11 protein-coding genes and 1 pseudogene are annotated in these 17,845 nt (G+C 35.4%); 1 reads left to right on the top strand and 11 read right to left on the bottom strand.

What is annotated here, in order from left to right:
* The 4 genes and pseudogenes from IEV57_RS19315 to IEV57_RS17955 form a co-directional block, all read right to left on the bottom strand.
* Window positions 1-308 (bottom strand): annotated as a pseudogene (locus IEV57_RS19315) (OmpA family protein); the annotation flags it as partial.
* Window positions 309-310: 2 nt separating this feature from the next.
* Entirely contained in the window at window positions 311-1,285 is a 975-nt protein-coding gene (locus IEV57_RS17965) for a PorP/SprF family type IX secretion system membrane protein (RefSeq protein ID WP_188444422.1), read from the bottom strand.
* Window positions 1,286-2,070: 785 nt separating this feature from the next.
* Window positions 2,071-3,153 carry an MraY family glycosyltransferase gene (locus IEV57_RS17960; protein WP_188444421.1) on the bottom strand — a complete coding sequence of 361 codons (1,083 nt, stop codon included), beginning with the start codon at window positions 3,151-3,153 and terminating at the stop codon, window positions 2,071-2,073.
* A gap of 127 nt (window positions 3,154-3,280) precedes the next feature.
* Entirely contained in the window at window positions 3,281-4,081 is an 801-nt protein-coding gene (locus tag IEV57_RS17955; protein WP_188444420.1) for a WecB/TagA/CpsF family glycosyltransferase, read from the bottom strand.
* A 615-nt stretch (window positions 4,082-4,696) separates the two neighbouring features.
* Between IEV57_RS17955 and IEV57_RS17950 the strand changes: the two genes are divergently transcribed.
* Window positions 4,697-8,845: an Ig-like domain-containing protein gene (locus tag IEV57_RS17950; RefSeq protein ID WP_188444419.1), complete on the top strand. Its 4,149-nt coding sequence runs from the start codon at window positions 4,697-4,699 to the stop codon at window positions 8,843-8,845.
* A gap of 41 nt (window positions 8,846-8,886) precedes the next feature.
* Here IEV57_RS17950 and gmd read toward each other — a convergent pair whose 3' ends face one another.
* The 7 genes from gmd to asnB form a co-directional block, all read right to left on the bottom strand.
* Complete coding sequence (gmd, locus tag IEV57_RS17945) at window positions 8,887-10,044, bottom strand: GDP-mannose 4,6-dehydratase (RefSeq protein WP_188444418.1); 1,158 nt, start codon at window positions 10,042-10,044, stop codon at window positions 8,887-8,889.
* A gap of 23 nt (window positions 10,045-10,067) precedes the next feature.
* Window positions 10,068-11,024, bottom strand: a complete 957-nt coding sequence (locus tag IEV57_RS17940; RefSeq protein ID WP_262916500.1) for a GDP-L-fucose synthase family protein — start codon at window positions 11,022-11,024, stop codon at window positions 10,068-10,070.
* A gap of 4 nt (window positions 11,025-11,028) precedes the next feature.
* Window positions 11,029-12,024, bottom strand: coding sequence for a mannose-1-phosphate guanylyltransferase (locus tag IEV57_RS17935; RefSeq protein ID WP_188444417.1), 996 nt, complete (start codon window positions 12,022-12,024; stop codon window positions 11,029-11,031).
* Window positions 12,021-13,220, bottom strand: a complete 1,200-nt coding sequence (locus IEV57_RS17930) for an NAD(P)-dependent oxidoreductase (protein WP_188444416.1) — start codon at window positions 13,218-13,220, stop codon at window positions 12,021-12,023. The genes IEV57_RS17935 and IEV57_RS17930 overlap by 4 nt, the downstream gene beginning before the upstream one ends.
* Window positions 13,221-13,695: 475 nt before the next feature.
* Window positions 13,696-14,778: a glycosyltransferase gene (locus IEV57_RS17925; RefSeq protein WP_188444415.1), complete on the bottom strand. Its 1,083-nt coding sequence runs from the start codon at window positions 14,776-14,778 to the stop codon at window positions 13,696-13,698.
* Between the two features lie 18 nt (window positions 14,779-14,796).
* On the bottom strand, window positions 14,797-15,921 hold the full coding sequence (locus tag IEV57_RS17920) for a glycosyltransferase (RefSeq protein ID WP_188444414.1): 1,125 nt from the start codon (window positions 15,919-15,921) through the stop codon (window positions 14,797-14,799).
* Between the two features lie 11 nt (window positions 15,922-15,932).
* Entirely contained in the window at window positions 15,933-17,831 is a 1,899-nt protein-coding gene (gene asnB / locus IEV57_RS17915) for an asparagine synthase (glutamine-hydrolyzing) (RefSeq protein ID WP_188444413.1), read from the bottom strand.
* Between the last annotated feature and the right edge of the window lie 14 nt (window positions 17,832-17,845).

Below are 17,845 nucleotides of genomic sequence, written 5' to 3'. Positions count from 1 at the left end.
GATGACACCAGGTATTCGTAGTAATCGTCTCTGTCTGCTTCTTCAAAGTTTACTACTTTAGCCCACCAATCGTTGGCTTTTTGGTAGTCTCTGATCTTATCGTAAGATTGTGCTATCTGTCTAGCTGTTTGGTATTTTTCCTTCTTGGCATAGGCCTGCTCGTACACTTCGGCGGCATGCTGGAAGTTATCCAAACTATACTGCTTGTCTGCGTAGCGTAATAGTGCGTTCTGCGCCTGTAGCTCCATTGTCCCTGTTCCAAAAAACAGCAATGATCCTATCAGTAGTGTTGTAAAAAGATTTTTCATAGTTAAAACCATCTAGGATTTTTCATGGTGACACTTCTCGGTGCAATGTAATACCCTACAGATATCTCGTGGGAGTTGTTCCTGTAATCACTCAGCACGTTCATGCTGTGGTCATAGGCGTATCCCAGTCGCAGGTTGTTGGTCGCAAACACTTCCAACAGGAAGGCTACTGCGTTCCGCTGATTCAGGTTGTCCTGTAGGTTTTCCATACCAATCTGCATATTCGATCTGTACGAAGCTCCCAGCCACAATCTTTCTTTGAACAGCACCATCCCGTTGATGTCGTAACTCGTCGGGGCGCCTTTTACTTCTTTGATCAAAAAGCTTGGCTTGAACTGTACACTGCTTGAGATCGGAATCATTACTCCTGCTGTAATATAGTAATGGAAGTCGTGGTAGGCAAGTGCAATGTCTTCTCTTTCCAAGGCTCCTCTGCCAATCATGTTGTAGGCACTCACTCCAGCATAGAACCTGCTGTTGTGGAAAAACATCCCTAGGTTCATGTTCGGTGTGAACATGTTCACTCTGCCTTCTGGCAGGTTCGGATCATTCGGATCGTTGGCTCTAAGCATGTCGCCGTTGATTGCGTATTCACTCGCTCCCACACTTGCTCCCAAGCCCAAAAATGATTCTCTGCCTATCTGTATCCTGTATGCATATGACAACATCGCTCCGTTCGTATTGGTCGGTCCCATCTTGTCTGAAAGTACCGACAAACCGAAGCCCATCAGCCCTTCGTTTGCACTCAGATCCGCTGTCACTGTAAAGGTGGTCGGAGCGCCCTCAAAGCCAACCCACTGACTTCGGTAGGTGCTCTGTATATACGGCTCTCCCTTGTATCCCGCATACGCCGGGTTGATGTGAAGGCCGTTGAATATGTACTGGCTGAACTGCGGCAGCTGCTGACCTTCGACCATGCCGATGGCTATCACTGCCATCAGCATTGTCATTCCTAGTGTTTTAAAAATCCTTTTCATGACGCTTGGATTATATTTTGGTTGCTTGCAAGCATACTGACATAAGCAGATGATTGCATAGAACGCACTTGATTAAAAATATGAGTTTTCACGAGTGAACGATTCGGCAAAAAATTCTTTAACTCAATTTTGTAAGCACTTTCTGAAATTTGCGAAAAAAATAATTTCTTGTTGAGCATGGAGCACACGTCGGCGTCCTTTTGCTTTCTGTAATAGCTTTGTTTGATAAAATAACTTCCCATACCTGTATTGTTAAGACCCCTATAATGCATCACGTAATGAATAAATTCAAATACATAATCACATCAAATAATTTAATATGCTGTAAAAATACATTTTTTTGTATTTCACACCCTAATTTTTTTGCAATTATTTTTAATGAAATACATTTTTTTTATTTCAAAATAATTTTTAAATACTACAAAAGATAATAAAAATACGTTTTTACAGAGGGGAAAAGGGCTTTAAAACAAAAAGAGGAGCATTTTAGCTCCTCTTTTTGTTGGTTATATTCTCTTTTTTCAACCGCTTAGTATATTCTTTGATAATTCTTTTGATTTGACTATCTCCCAAAAAATTATGGGGAATAATCCTTTCCAAACTCCATTGCATCTTGTTGATTTTTAAATTTAGTTACTACAATCTAAACGCTAAAAATGATATGATGTTCATTTGAAAATAGATAACCCACATCAATAAAGTTTATAATCTTTCTGTTTGAAGTAGTTAAAACCTTTGATAAGTCACCCTTTCGAATGGCCCAAAATGAAATTGTATTGAATTTTTTATGCACTTTGTTTGTAAAAAACTTTTTTTCTCAAATTGAGCCTGCGACTGTTTTTATACCAACGCATTGCAAAGCTGCAAAAAATCAAAAATCCAAAAAGAAAAATAAACAGTAGTGAATCCGATACTCCTTTGGAAAATATGACAGCAAAAAAAGACAACACATTGAAACTAAGTAAAACAATAACAATTTTTCTAACACCAAAATTTAAACTGAATAGATAATGATGGACATGCCTTTTATCAGCTTTGAATGGTGATTGTTTATTTAAAATCCTCAGAATAAATACTCTGAAAGTGTCAAAAATTGGGAAAATCAATAATGATATCGCTAAAGATATAGGTGCATTTATTTTGTAAACACTGTCTATTGGCAAGTTTCCATTGGTGTTTAAGAAAGCTATTGATAAAAAAGCTATGATAAATCCAATAGTTAAAGAACCCGTATCACCCATAAAAATCTTAGCTGGAAACCAATTGTAAACCAAAAAACCAGCAATACTACCGAGCAAGGCAAGTGATATCAATGCATAAGAAAATTCTCCGATCAATAAAAACCATACACCGAAGACCATAAGTGTAAATGATGCAATAACACTCAATAGACCATCGACGCCATCAATCAAATTAAATGCATTTGTCAAGAAAACTATAACAAGAATTGTCAAAAGATAACTTAGAAAACCACCTAGCTCTCCGATTCCAAACAACCCATAAAGACTGCTTATCTTAACATCAGTAAGAGTCATGACCGCAATTGAGGCAAAAATCATCGCTAAAAATTTAATAACAACAGTCAGATTAAATAAATCATCCAAAAGCCCTGCGAGGAAAACAATAGAAATTAAAATGGCAATTGGGAGCAGATCTTTCTCTCCGAAAAAAAACGAAAACAAAAAGAGTGTAATCAGAAATGCAACATAAACCCCCAAACCTCCAGCTGTAGGAATAAAAGCAGTATGCATCCTTCTTTCATCTATACGATCACCAATTTTTTTGTTTATTAGAAATGAAATTAAAGTGGGTAAAATGGTTATTGTCACTCCGAACGCAAATAAAGTTGATAAAATAATGTTCATCATTACCATGCGAATTCAATATTAAAAGATACTTGTTTATTAATTTTAACACCTTAGTCAGAGGAATCAGCCCGTAATGCTTTACTTAAACCCACAAGACTAAATATCCTCAACTTTTTAGAAAAACAGATTAATATGGAATTCTATTTGACTTAGAAATGACATCTGTATTTTCTTCATTCACTCCCATCAGATTTCTCATATATTCCACAAAAACGTAGTGCAGAAATAACGGGCTGGTAGTCAAACTTCTTTTGAGTAATCTGGTGCTAGTCATCGATCGATGAAGCCACTCCAAACCATTATTCACCAGGTAACTTGGTGCTCTTTTGGCCGTCCCTGCATAAAAATCGAATACAGCGCCGATATTGCAAATTACATTTACATTCAAATCTTTGAGATTTTCACTTGTCCACTTTTCTTGTTTAGGTGCCGTCATTCCGACAAAAAGAAAATCCGGATCAAATGAATTGATATAGCTCACCATCTCTTCATTATCATTTTTGGAAAACTCATCTTTGAATGGAGGAGAAAAACATGCAAATTGAACATTTGGGTATTCTTTATTCAACCTTTTTCCAATAGCTCTTAAAGTGGTGGAAGTAGATCCCAAAAAGAAACATTTGATCGGTTTACTTTTATTCCTCTCCAAAATATGCATGAATAAATCAAAGCCAGCGATTTTCTGGATTTTGGATTTATTCAGAATTCGATTTGCCAATACAATCCCAATTCCATCTGGCAACAAAATGTCAGAGTCCGCTAAAGCATCATAAAAAGTATCATCATTTAATGCAACATGATATGAATGTGGATTGATCGTATTGATCACTGTTCTGGTTTTGAAATCAATTTTATCTAGAGAATCACAAAAGACAGAAAATCCAAATAAATTAACCGTCTCATATTTTTGAATTATTTTAGTTTCCATAGCTCGGAAGTTTAATAAAAGCATTTATTTTTTTCGCTTATATATAAATGTACCATTTTTATTTGAAAAACAATTTTAATTATTCAAAAAACATTTTTATGTATTTTTTCAACATCACTAAAAATTTAAAACTTAATTCACACTAGGTAAAATTGACCAAAAAAACACAGAAATATTGCAAATGATCTAATTGACAAATGCCTTCATATTTGATAAAAAAAGGGTGCCTCAGGCATTAATTATTTTAAAAATCTCAAAATAAAAGAAGAAAAATTGTAGTCACATAAAGAAGAGTTTTTTAAGCAATTTTTTTAATAAAAATTCTCCTGATAATTATGTAAATACTGGTAAATTTTACTTTAAAATAAAATTCATAATATTTTGATAATTAATTGTTTATCGCTTTAATTATGGAGATGATTCACAAAGGGTGAGAACATGAAAAGATTATGCTAAATGCAATTAAAAACGTTCGAAAAGTCAATTGCCATTTATTACGATCTAAAACACAAATTTAGTGGCATCAAAGACCGGTTACAGTAAAGGCAAATGATCCGATTAATCAGTATTAAATTAAAACGCAGATCTTTCAGATTGGGGGGGAAAATGAAAATTATGAAAAGTACGTGCCTATTAGTTTTGATTGCTTTTTTTATAAGCATAATAGATAGCAAGGCTGCTACCTATTACTTCTCTAGTACAGCAGGAAATGACTCAAGGACAGCAGCGCAAGCACAATCCGAAAATACACCATGGCAATCTATTGAAAAATTGAACAACATCATGGGAAGCCTTTCTCCAGGAGATCGGATTTTGTTTAAAAGAGGAGAGGTTTTCTATGGCTCAATCCGAATAAGTAAATCTGGTAATTCAGGAGCACCAATTGTGTTCTCCACTTATGGAAATGGAGCTAAACCAATATTGACCTCCATGTCTACCGTCAGCAATTGGACCTCATTAGGAAACGGGATTTTTGTTTCAGATCTGCAGATTCAGCCAGAAGGCAGATTGAATATCCTCACTGTTGATGATGAAATCCAAGAGCTCGGGAGATTCCCCAACTTCAATGATGGAAATAAGGGATTTAAAACGATTACTTCAACAAATGGAGGCAACCAAATTACATCCAATGATTTTTCTAATTCTGAAAATTGGCTCGGAGGAGAAATTGTGATCAGAAAAAACCCTTGGGTTCATGATAGACATATCATCACTGCAAACAGCTCCAACAGTGTTTCTTTCAATGAAAATCCAAGTAAATATTCTGTCGCCGCAGGCTATGGCTTTTTTATCCAAAACCACATTAAAACCTTGGATCAGTTTGGTGAATGGTTCCATGACAAATCTGCTAAGAAACTTTATGTCTATTTAGGAAACCCTACCAATCTTCCTAAAATCGAGATCAGCACAAAAAACAACCTAATACAACTTAACTGGGGAATTAGTCATATTCAGATAACAGACTTAGAGCTTAAGGGAGCAAATAGTACCGGAATAATTGTGAATGAAGGCAATCATGTCTACATCAATAATTCGGATATCAAGTTCATGGGTGAAAATGCCATCAAAGGAACAATTTCCAATTACCTGAGAGTTGAAAACTGCACTATTGATCAATCCCTAAATAATGCCCTTTATGTAGAAAACACAAGTCAAAATGTGACTATCAAAAATAACCTCATTACCAATACCTATTTATTCGTCGGGATGGGGCTCAATGGGGATCTCAACGGAAAAGCTATCTACACAAGTAATCGCACGCATAATGGAACCATCGAAAATAATAGAATATTCAATACCGGATATATCGGGATAAACTTTGGCGGTGATAATTCTGTAGTCAGAAATAATTACGTGAAGGACTTTTGCATTCATAAAACTGATGGAGGCGGCATCTATTTGTGGGAAGGGGGAGAGAATAAAAATTCCACTGGACGTGTAATAGAAAATAATGTCATCATAAATGGAATAGGATATAGCAACGGAACAAATAAACATGGATTAATTGATCCTATTCCTGTAGAAGGAATATATGTAGATGACAACGCATCAGGCGTGCTAATTCAAAAAAATACAATCGCAAATATTTCTAAACATGGAATTTATCTTCATAATGCAAGAAATATAAACGTTTTCGAAAACATCATTTACAATGCTTTTGAAGGAATCTATCTCAATCATGACCAATATGGCGACCCTGTAAGAAATATCTCAATTGTTAAAAACGAAATTTTCGCAATACAAAATGAGGCGAATTTCATAAATACCTCTTCAATAAAGGAAGATGAAGCGCAAATGGGTTCATTTAACAATAACTATTTCATCCGGCCATTTGGTAACGATTTTGGATTTTTGACTAAATATCTCAATCAACAAACATGGGAGATGAAATCGCATCTTTCCAATATTAAATGGTGGAATAAAGATCAAAATGCAAAAAATAGTCCTCTCAGTCATCCTGAATTTAAATCTTATGAAAGCCTAGGAGCTAATTTGTTTGGAAATGGAAAGTTTGATTCGAATAGCAATCATACTTTTTGCAATAATTGTTCAGTACAATGGAAAAACTCTGGTGCTTTCAACAATGGTCATCTCTTTGTAGCTGCTAATAAGGGGGGCGAATTGAATTTTACACTTGAAAAATCAAAAATTGAAACGAGCTATCTTCTCAAATTCAAGATAAAGGGGAACAAATCTGGGTTTCTTGAAATCTTCTTGAGAGAAGGACAATCTCCTTGGCGTACAATATCCAATTCAAAAGGTATTGAAATTGGTGAGGAAGTTCAAGAATTTCAGATTCCAATTAATAGCAAAATTGAAACAAGTAAATTCAATCTAATTTTCAAATCAGGACTTGATAATCTTGAGTATTCTGTAGATGATATTGAAATAACAGAGGCTAATATTGAATTCATCAATCCTGATGAGTACTTATTTTTCGAATACAATGCTACATCCTCTTCACAAAAATTTCCCTTGTCGGGAGAATATGTTGATGCAAACAACACTTCTTTTTCCGGTTCAGTAGATATTCCAGCATTTTCTGCTAAGGTGCTGATAAAAGTAAGCCTTGACGAGATCCAAGAACCAATACCTCCAACTATTTCAATCTTGAATCCCAGTGCTGATACGACAATCAATAAGGGGGGAAAAATTAAAATAGCATCAGAAGCTAAAAGTGAACAATCAGAAATTCAAAAAGTCGAATATTATCTAAATGACATATTAATCAAAACAGTAAATAGTAAACCCTATGAGTATGAACACCTTTTTGAGGAGCTAGGAGAATATAGCCTTTATGCAAAAGCAGTTGATCAAAATGGTTTAATCACCAATTCTCAAACCATACCGATCAAAGTGGTAGCAGGCATGAACCCACCGATTATCAGCTGGTTAACCCCTTCTCACGAGGACTTTTTTTTTGCTTCAGACCCTATTAAGATGGTTGTTTTAAGCGAAAACGAGCAACAAAATATCGTTAAAATTGATTTTTCAATAGATAATAATGTTGTTGGCACTGTAAATAATGCACCTTATGAAATTACACTCCCAAATCTGCCTCTAGGCACCCATCATCTTGTTGCAAAAGCCACGAATTCTGATGGCTTGACTGGGGATACGGAGGTAATAACAATCACAATAATCGAGGATGCAAAGACTCCACTTTTCAAAATCATCTCCCCAGATGAACATACCCAATATATCAAGGATGAAAATTTGATTATGAACATTGAAGTTTTGGAAGGTTCGTCTGAAATAAATAAAGTCGAATACTATAGAAATGATATTTTCATAGGTAGCCGTACTGGTACAGATTTCGAGCTAAGTTGGATTATTTCTGAAACTGGAAACGTCACCATCGAAGCTTTGGCTACTGATGTAAATGGTAAGTCCACGGCAGAAACCCAAGTCATCTCTGTCAGTGAAAAGCCAACTGAAGTCCCAATTTTTAAAATCGTATCACCTGTTGCTCTTTCAGAGCATCAACCAGGAACAGATTTGAAAGTTCAAGTTGAAATCCCGAATTCAAACAAGGCTATTGAGAGTGTGGAGTTCTACGACGGGAATTCTCTTCTTGGGAAATCCAACACCCTGCCTTATGATTTTATATTAAAAGAACTCTTGATTGGTGAAATCTCCCTTATAGCTCGACTTGTATATCAAGATGGCACTTCCTTGCTTTCACTTCCTGTGAAAATTTTCATAAAAACAGGCCCAAGTGTTGAATTGATCACAGAACAGAGTAGAGTAAACTTTTCCCTTTCTGAGAAAATTTCATTCAATCCAAAGCTTCTAAATTTCAGCAAAGAAATAATAAGCGTTAATTATTTTGCCAATGGAACATTGATAGGGACATCCACAATAAGTCCATTTAGTTTTGAGTGGGAAACATCAACGCTTGGTACACAAGAAATATGGGTAGAGGTCATTGATATAGATGGAAAAGTCTTCCTTTCGCCAAAAGTAGTAATTCAAATTATAGAAAATGAAAATCAAGACCCTTTGAATCTTACTGAATTCAAATTCGGGCCAAATCCAACAACAAGATATCTTAATTTATATTTCGCTGATATAAAAGAAATCCATTATATGAAAGCTACAGTTTCTTCAATGGATGGGAAAAATAGCAAGACTTTTGATTTTGTGTTGGACCAAAATGAAGTAACATTAGACCTTCAGGGATTAAAAAGAGGGAATTATTTACTTCGTGTCATATTTGAAGGTCAAATAATCATAACTAAAAAATTTATGAAAAGAGATTAATAGATATCCCCCAAGATGAAGTTTCAAATTGGGGGATACTTCTACTCTTCCTGCAAAAGAACTGAGAAACCAGAATTCAATAGCTCAATATCTCTTTTGAAAAGTGTTATGTCTGAATGAACCATTTCTTTGATCAGACTTTCTAGGTTATATTTTGGATACCAGCCCAATTCATTATTGGATTTGCTAGGATCTCCAATCAATAAATCGACTTCCGTAGGTCTAAAATATGCTTCATCAATTTTCACCAAAACATCTCCTACTTCAACTTTAAATTGGAGTGCACCCAAAACTGCTTCAGCAATTTCGTAATCTATAGAATCCAAAACACCAACTTCTTCAACTCCTTCTCCTTCAAATCTCAAATGGAATCCTGTTTCAGCAAAAGCCAAGGTAATAAAATCTCTTACTTTAGTAGTGATACCCGTGGCAATTACAAAATCTGAGGGTTTGTCTTGTTGCAAAATCAAATACATGGCCTCCACATAGTCTTTGGCATGTCCCCAATCTCTTCTTGCGTTAAGATTTCCCATATAAAGAACGGATTGCAAACCCAATACAATTTTAGATACTGCTCTAGTAATTTTTCTGGTCACAAAAGTCTCTCCTCTTAGTGGGGATTCATGATTGAATAGAATTCCATTGCAGGCAAACATTCCATAAGCTTCTCGATAGTTTACCGTAATCCAATATGCATACATTTTGGCAACAGCATAAGGAGATCTTGGATAAAACGCGGTAGTTTCTGACTGTGGAACTGCTTGAACTAAGCCATAAAGTTCTGAGGTAGATGCTTGATAGATTTTTGTTTTTTTCTCCATCCCAAGCAATCTTACGGCTTCTAGCAATCTCAATGTGCCAATTCCATCCGCATTTGCCGTGTATTCTGGAATATCAAAACTCACTTTCACATGACTCATGGCTGCCAGATTATATATTTCATCAGGTTGTGTTTCCATGATGATTTTTGTCAAATTCATTGAATCAGTCATGTCTCCGAAATGCAATTTGAAATTACAATTTTCAGAATGTGGATCTTGATATAAGTGATCAATCCTACTTGTATTGAACAATGATGTTCTCCTCTTGATACCGTGAACCATATACCCTTTCGAAAGCAGAAGTTCTGATAAGTAAGCTCCATCTTGTCCAGTAATCCCAGTGATCAAAGCTATTTTTTGTTTGTTGGTTGTTTTCATGTCTTTTTAGTTTGCACTGATGACTATATGATTTTCACTTTTTTGAGAGAATATGCGTTTTCCAAATACCAGTCGTAAGTTGATTTTATTCCATCTTTTAATTTGATTTGAGCTTGCCAGCCCACTTCAGCCATCTTGGATACATCCAATAATTTCCTTGGAGTTCCATCAGGTTTAGAGGAATCCCACTCGATTTCTCCCACGTGACCTACTACTTCCTGAATCATATTTGCTAATTCTACTATAGAGATATCTTCGCCTGTTCCTATGTTATATAGATTTTCAGGTAGTTTATTTTCCAAAGCAAACATCACGGCTTTAGCGAGATCTTCTACATGAAGAAATTCTCTTTTGGGTCTGCCACTTCCCCAGAGCACGACTTTTGAATGATTATCCATCTTGGCTTCATGAAATTTTGTAATCATGGCTGGTAAAACATGAGAAGTATCTAAATCAAAATTATCTCTTGGACCGTACAGGTTTGTGGGCATAAGACTACTAAAATCTCTTCCAAACTGATTTCTGATATACTCACAAGCTTTGACGCCTGAGATTTTTGCCAATGCATAGCCTTCATTTGTGGGCTCTAATTCTGAACTTAGCAAATAGGATTCTTTGATGGGCTGAGGGGATAGTTTTGGGTAAATACAAGAGCTTCCCAAGAAAATGAACTTCTCGCAAGCATAATCCAAAGAATACTCAATCAGGTTATTTTGAATTCTCATATTGTCCATCAGAAATTGATAGGCAAATGTTTTGTTAGCCATTATTCCTCCTACTTTTGCAGCCGCATTGATGACCACATTGGGTCTTTCGCTGGCAAAAAAATACTCTACCTCCAACTGATTTCTTAAATCAATGTCCTGACTCTTTCTTCCTATAAGATTTGAGTAACCATTTTCAGAAAGTAAATTCCATATAGCTGAACCAACCATACCTCTATGTCCGGCAATAAAGATTTTCGAATCTTTGGAAATCATAGTTTTATCTTAAGTATGTGGGGTTTTCGATTTCAAGTCTTTCATAAACTTTCTTTACATCTTGAGCATTATTTTTATTAAGTACTAAAATCGCATCTTTGGTTTCTACCAAAATGAGATTTTCTACCCCCACAAATTCTACTAATTTGTCGGTATTCAGCGAAAGATTGGTAGAGGATTTTCTAGCATCAGTAGAAGGAATAAAATCATAAATAGCTAAGAAACTTCCCATATCAGACCATTCAAAAAATGAAGGGACGACTTTAATTCTTTCAGTTTTTTCCATAACAGCATAGTCGACACTGATCGACGGGATTTCCATTGAGAGGATCTCGTTTAGAAATATGCCGTTACTCTTGAAAAAGGCTCTTTTGCTTGACGTATAAACCTCTGGTTCATTCTTCTTAAGTTCATCTAAGTAGACGCCAGCTTTGAAACAAAAACAGCCGCTATTCCAAAGAAAATTACCTGATTCTAAAAAGGACTCTGCTAATTCTTGCGTGGGTTTTTCGCGAAATGAAATCACATCGTTATCCAAGTATTCTATGTAACCAAATCCAGTTTCAGCGCTCATAGGCTTAAAGCCAAAAGTGACAATATGGTCTTGATTTGCTAAGTCAATCGCTGATTCTAATGATTTGTAATAACGTTTGTCATTTTTGATCAAGTGATCTGAAGGAGTTACGAGCAGAATATCCTCAGGATTCGCTTCAAGAGCCGCAAAAGCTATCGCAGCCGCTGTATTTCTAGGACAAGCCTCAACTATTTCAGAATATGGCTTGACTTTCAGCTTTTTCAAAATATTCCTCGAAAGCAAATAATTATCAATGCCTCCGACCACACAGATCTTATCACATACAGACATATTTCTTTCTACAGCAAGCTCAAAAAGAGATTTTCCATCAAAGAGAGGTAGATATTGTTTTGGCTTTGACTTTCTTGACAATGGCCACAACCTACTTCCAACCCCTCCTGAAAGGATTACATTAATTATTTTCATGGCTGATTATTAAATTCTCCGACTGATAGATTAATCTTCATATTTTCCCTCTGTTCTTTTAGCGTATCAAACCATGCTGAAAGCGCTATTGATGGCGGGATATCAATGTCTGAAAAGCAGATAATTTGCCCTTCTTCTACATTCTCTTTCAGAATCACATTTTTTAAAAGCCCTATCGGTACATGATCCAGTTCGTCAGCTATTCTTACAGCCTCACCCCTTGTGTCAAAACTCCCAATTCCATTCAAAATGAAATCTCCTTTTTCCAAACTTCTTTTGGCTACAGCGGCAACACTGATCGTTGGATTTTTACCATTGTCAATGAGTACTTCTTGCCGTTGCATTAGTTTCTTAACCGTACCTGCAATTTCAAAAAAACAGAGGTGCGTGGGTTTGTAATGGTGATAATACGGACCATCTCCCATTTTGTAAGTCCTCAATTCATTTCTCATTTCTTCTCGGTGTGTCGAAACAATAAAAATACCTGGAGGAGCTGTTTTTGATAAAATATAATCACTGATAGGTATTCCAGTTTCTTCGGCTATTTCTGCCAATTGAAACCCTGAATGTTCAAAATCCTCTGTCTGAATTCCTACTAATCCTTGTTGGGCTATTCCTGCACCAAATGCATTCGCTACCAAAGCCTGCTCGATCTGAACTTTTGTACCATCCGTAAAGGAAGTCACAGAACTTAGAGAAAAACCTTGTTTCAATGCCCAATAACTCATGTCATCAAACATTGGCTTTTTATTTAAAAATCCTTTAATGTTTCCATAGACTAAAGGTGTAAAGCCCATCTCTAGGATTTCGTTTCGCAGCGTAGCTAAGCAACCTGGTTGATCACCATTGGCCTCCGTAATTAATCCATGTTTGGCTAGAAAAGTACCTGTCGTTACCATTGTATCCGCGTCCATGGTGACCACAGGTAAATTGTATTTGAATGCTTCCATAATAACAGCTGTACTATAGATAGGATCACCCGTACTCACTACAATAACATCAGAGCGCAAAAAGAGCTTTTCGGGAGTTTGAAACACGAAATCCTTGGCAATCTCTAACCCTTCAATAACTCCCTCTCTTCGGGTTAAAATACCTGAAACAGTCATGTCGGTATTCTTCTGAAGAAGTTTAACTAAACCTCTTATGATCCAGCCAGTTCCGACTAAACCAACTTTAATTTTGGCATTATGTGACATATCTTTTAAGTTTAAATAATCTTTAATGAAGATAGGGATAAAAATTTATTAAAAAGCAATTTTTTGTATTTAAAATGCATTTTATTTGTTTTGAAATGATTTTTATGCGTCAAAATAGAATTTTAAAAAGCCTGAAATACGTAAAAAAAAATTATTCAATAAATTTAGGAAAAAGCCATCTGCCCATACGCCTTTTCAGGGTGAATTAACTAATTCGCAGAAGTAAATTATGCCAATAACATGTAAGAGAATAAAATATGAAAAAAGGCAAAATTCAATCAAAAAAATAATGACTAAGATCTGTTGAAAACATAATTTTCCATACATTCTCTATTCAATTTTAGAAATAATTCACTCTGTGAATTTACCCGTAAGAGAGAAAGATCCTAAAAAATTAAAATCTGATTAAAAATCTAATAGGTTAATATCACTAACCAAAATTTAAACTTCCCTTCAAAAAAAATTACATCAACCATTAAAGTGAATTAAATAATATGGCTAGCTCATCGCCAAACAATTTTGAGTTATATTTTTCAACAAATAAAACTTTTGCCTTCCTACTCATTTCATTTAGTTGGTTGTGATCATGGATTAGACCCAATATTTCTGACCTCCAAACTTCTACCTGATGACTTTGAATTGTAATTCCGAACCCTTCCTCAGTTGGATTTATATCTACGTACATATTCTCTGTCATAACAACAGGCTTCCCAATTGCCATGGCATCAAGGAGAACAGTTAAACCCAATGTTCTTCCGGAATTTGCTGTTTCTTTTTTGATGGGAATTAAAATCAATCTAGCTTGTCTGTATCTTTCTAAAAGATCCACGTACGGAATAAAATCGGAGTTAATCGTAATATGAGCTGGTAGACTCTTCACTTTGGGCCTAGTTTGAGGTGTACAATATATTTCTAATGGAAAATCAATTTCTCTAAAAGCCTCGATTACCAAATCAAAATCTCTATCTGTAGCTCCCGCACATATGGCAAAGTTGGAATCTTCAGATCGAACAAATTCATCTCGTCCTGTATAAAAATTACTTTCTGCGCCCCAATTTAAGTGTGTGAATTGACTATTTACAATGTCATCTTCCACACCCAAGTCAATGCTGGTCTTTTTGAGTAATTCATTACTCAGAAAACCAATTTTGTCGTATTGAAGAAGAAGACTTTTTTTAAACCCATGCTTGTGCCCATTTACTGGCGGCGTGTATAGGTTTTGATGCCCTAAGGCAACAATTGGCTTTTTCAACAAACCCAAAAATTTGAGCACACTCAAAAGTCTTGTATTACTCAAAGGAAAAGGTGCGTAAATGATATCGTACTTTTTCCTTAGAAAAAACACTCTCAATTGTTGATCTAGAAAGTTAATCCCTATAAATTTTCCAATTCTATTTAAAATTGGATATTTCTCAAATGGAAGAATGTCCACTTGAAAGCCCTCCAACTTCTCAAGATCTATTTTTCCAAATAAAAAATGTCCTGGACTTTTTCCATCTACCCAATCTTGATAAATTTTATCAAAAGAGTAAGAGTTAATTAATAATATCTTTTTCATGTTACTGGGGTTTTAAGATCAAGCTTCGAGACAATTAATTATCCCATTTCCAAAATTGCTCACCATCGTTTCAGTATTGAGCGTTTTCAAGTCTTCAAGACCAAGAGCTATGAATGAATCACACAATATTTGATCATTCATCAATTCAATCACTTTAGCATTGAAGTCATTCATGTCATTTTTTGCAATGATTCCATTTTCATTATTCCTTACATATTCTATTTCGGGACCATGAAATGGATATTCTATGGTAACTATGGGTGTTTCGTAGGCAAATGCATCCAAAACAGCTAATCCCATCGCCCCAGGCAAAACAAAAATGTCTGCTAACCTAAAATACTTTGCTTTCTCAAGACCATATTTTGGTCCGATATAAATGATATGATTGGAGTTTTGAGCAAAATTCTCCACTGCTTTTCGCTCGGGTCCATTGCCCAAAATGATCAACTTAAATCCAATGCATGTTAACTTTTTCAGTCTTGTCGCTGATTCTAGTAAAAATGTAAGATTCTTCTCCTTGGACAAGGCTCCACAATAAATCAGAACTTTTTCATCTGCTTTGATTCCAAGTTCAATTTTACACTGCTCTATTTCCTCATTAGAAAATGAGAGATATTGAGTTCTCAATGTTTTTGTATCTATCGCATTTTGCACAACCGTGATTTTATCTGAACTCACTCCTTTTTCAATCAAAAAATGCTTTACCCCTTCTGTATATGGAAACCACCAAGAAGATTGGTTGATATAAGTCATTTTGAATTGGTTGAATAAATTGTCCTTAGGCGCTTGTAGATTCAATCCATGTCCCCAAAAGGCAAATTTCTTCTTAAAGAACTTTCTTCTTAAAATCAAAAGGTAGTTGATCAGCAACATATTAGCTTGCTCTACAATCACCAAGTCAGAATCTTTAATCAGATTGAGACAGGGTTGCCAAATCAGCACAAAACTCCCAAGATTAAAAGTTCTGTTTTTTACAAAAATTGCCCAGTCGAGTTCAACAGAATCATTTCTACCACTAAACCCATTATTTCCATAAATCAATTGAAGTTGAATTCCATGATCGAGTAGAAACACCCGAAGTTGATTATAGAACTCAACTCTATATTGCGGAATTGTTCTGTATATAATTGTTACCTTTTTCATGTTTACCTGATTTATAGATTTTGAATTCCATAGGCGCTTGCCCAGATTTCTAGATTAATAATCCTCCAGTAGGGGAATTCCTTGTTTTTCCCTACATCCTCGAAGCGCTGTCTTATTTCAGCGGCATGCCATATTTTCCTCCTCGTAAAACTCTCTCTATCCAAAATCTCAAAAATCATTTTTCTAAACCCTTCATCACTTTTTAAGTAATCTAAAAAAGGAGTTTTAAATCCAATCTTTTTGCGATTCTCAGTGATCGATTTTGGCAAATCCTTGCCGATCGTATTTCTCTGGATTACCTTGGTGACACCTTCCGAAAACTTATATGCTGAGGGAATTGAGAAAGCGAATTCCATCAACCGATAATCCATAAATGGGGACCTAATTTCAATGGATTTATTCATTGAAGAAATATCTTCATAATGCAGAATGGTGTTGATTCCTTGATGATTGATCTGATGAAGTAAGTATTTATTGAAGCTGTCTTCTTTCAAAGAGAAGCTATATGAATTCTTAAAATGCTTTTTATTGATTTTTACAAAACCTCTATCTAATACTTCTATGGATTTCTCCTGATATTTTGCTCTTAAAAATGAAGCCCTGGACTGATTGATAAGCGCTTTAAACATCTGCGAAAAGAGAAATCCTCTCGAATAGCCATTGACATCTCTCAAGGCGCGATATTCTTTCAGAAAAGCTTTGGGACTGTTCATCAAAACGGATATTAAGAATATACCAGAGATATATTGAATGTACCCTGCATAAGCTTCATCGCTCCCTTGACCGTTTAAGACAACTTTGACCCCCTCCTTTTTACACATATTCATGATATTATTATGTGCCAAAGAGGCAAATGAACCCAGCGGATGATCAAGTTCAGCCAGCTTTTTTTCAAAATCTACTACCAATTCTTTTTTCTCAATCATCATCTCTTTCAATTGAATATGGTCACAGGTTTTGATAAATTCTTTGGCAATCGTCGTTTCGTCATCTTCAAAATTTGGAAATGAGGCGATATAGGCTTGAGTTACTTTTTGATCTAAAGCGCCTGAACCAATCAAGCGATCTGTCACCTTTGTGATCGCTGTTGAATCAAGTCCTCCACTAAGAAGAATACCCACCGGAACATCACTCCTAAAACGGATTTTTACAGCATCTTCAAACAGTGCTGAATATTCTTGCTCTAAGGTGATATTTGGGTTATGCTGATATTGATTCTCTCTTAGTTCCCAGTATCTCTGAATGTCTATTTTTCCATTAAGCACAATCAGGTTATTCCCGGGAAGCAATTCAAAACAATTTTCAAAAAAGGTTTCTCCATCATTTACTCGATATCCATAAGCCAAGTATTCATACACTTTTGCATGATTTGCATTTTTCAGATTGCAGACAGCATGAAGAGCCTTGAGTTCACTTGAAAAAAATAAAACATCATCTTGGATACAGTAATAGAAAGGCTTTACACCAAATCGGTCCCTTGAACAAAATATCTTTTTGGAATGAAAATCATAAATGACGAAAGCCCACATTCCATTAAAGTGTTTGACGCATTCAGCACCATAAGCCTTGTAGGCATTGAGAATTACTTCTGTATCTGATTCTGTTTTGAAACTATACCCTTTTTGTAAGAGTGCTTCCTTTATCTCTAAATAATTATAAATTTCTCCATTAAAAATAATAGCCAAACCTAAGTCATTATTGACCATAGGCTGATCTGCTTCAATAGAAAGATCGATAATACTTAATCTCCTAAACCCAAGCCCAACATGGTCTTTGATAAAAAAGCCGTCTGAGTCAGGCCCTCTATGAGCTATCAGGGCATTCATTTCCCTAAGATCTACCCTGAGATCCAATTTCTTTTCATCAGGTAAATCATCCTCTAAAACAATAAATCCATTTATACCGCACATAGCACTAAATTTTT

This window comes from Belliella aquatica (assembly GCF_014637795.1).
GTDB lineage: Bacteria > Bacteroidota > Bacteroidia > Cytophagales > Cyclobacteriaceae > Belliella > Belliella aquatica.
This window is presented reverse-complemented; position numbering and strand designations above follow the sequence as displayed.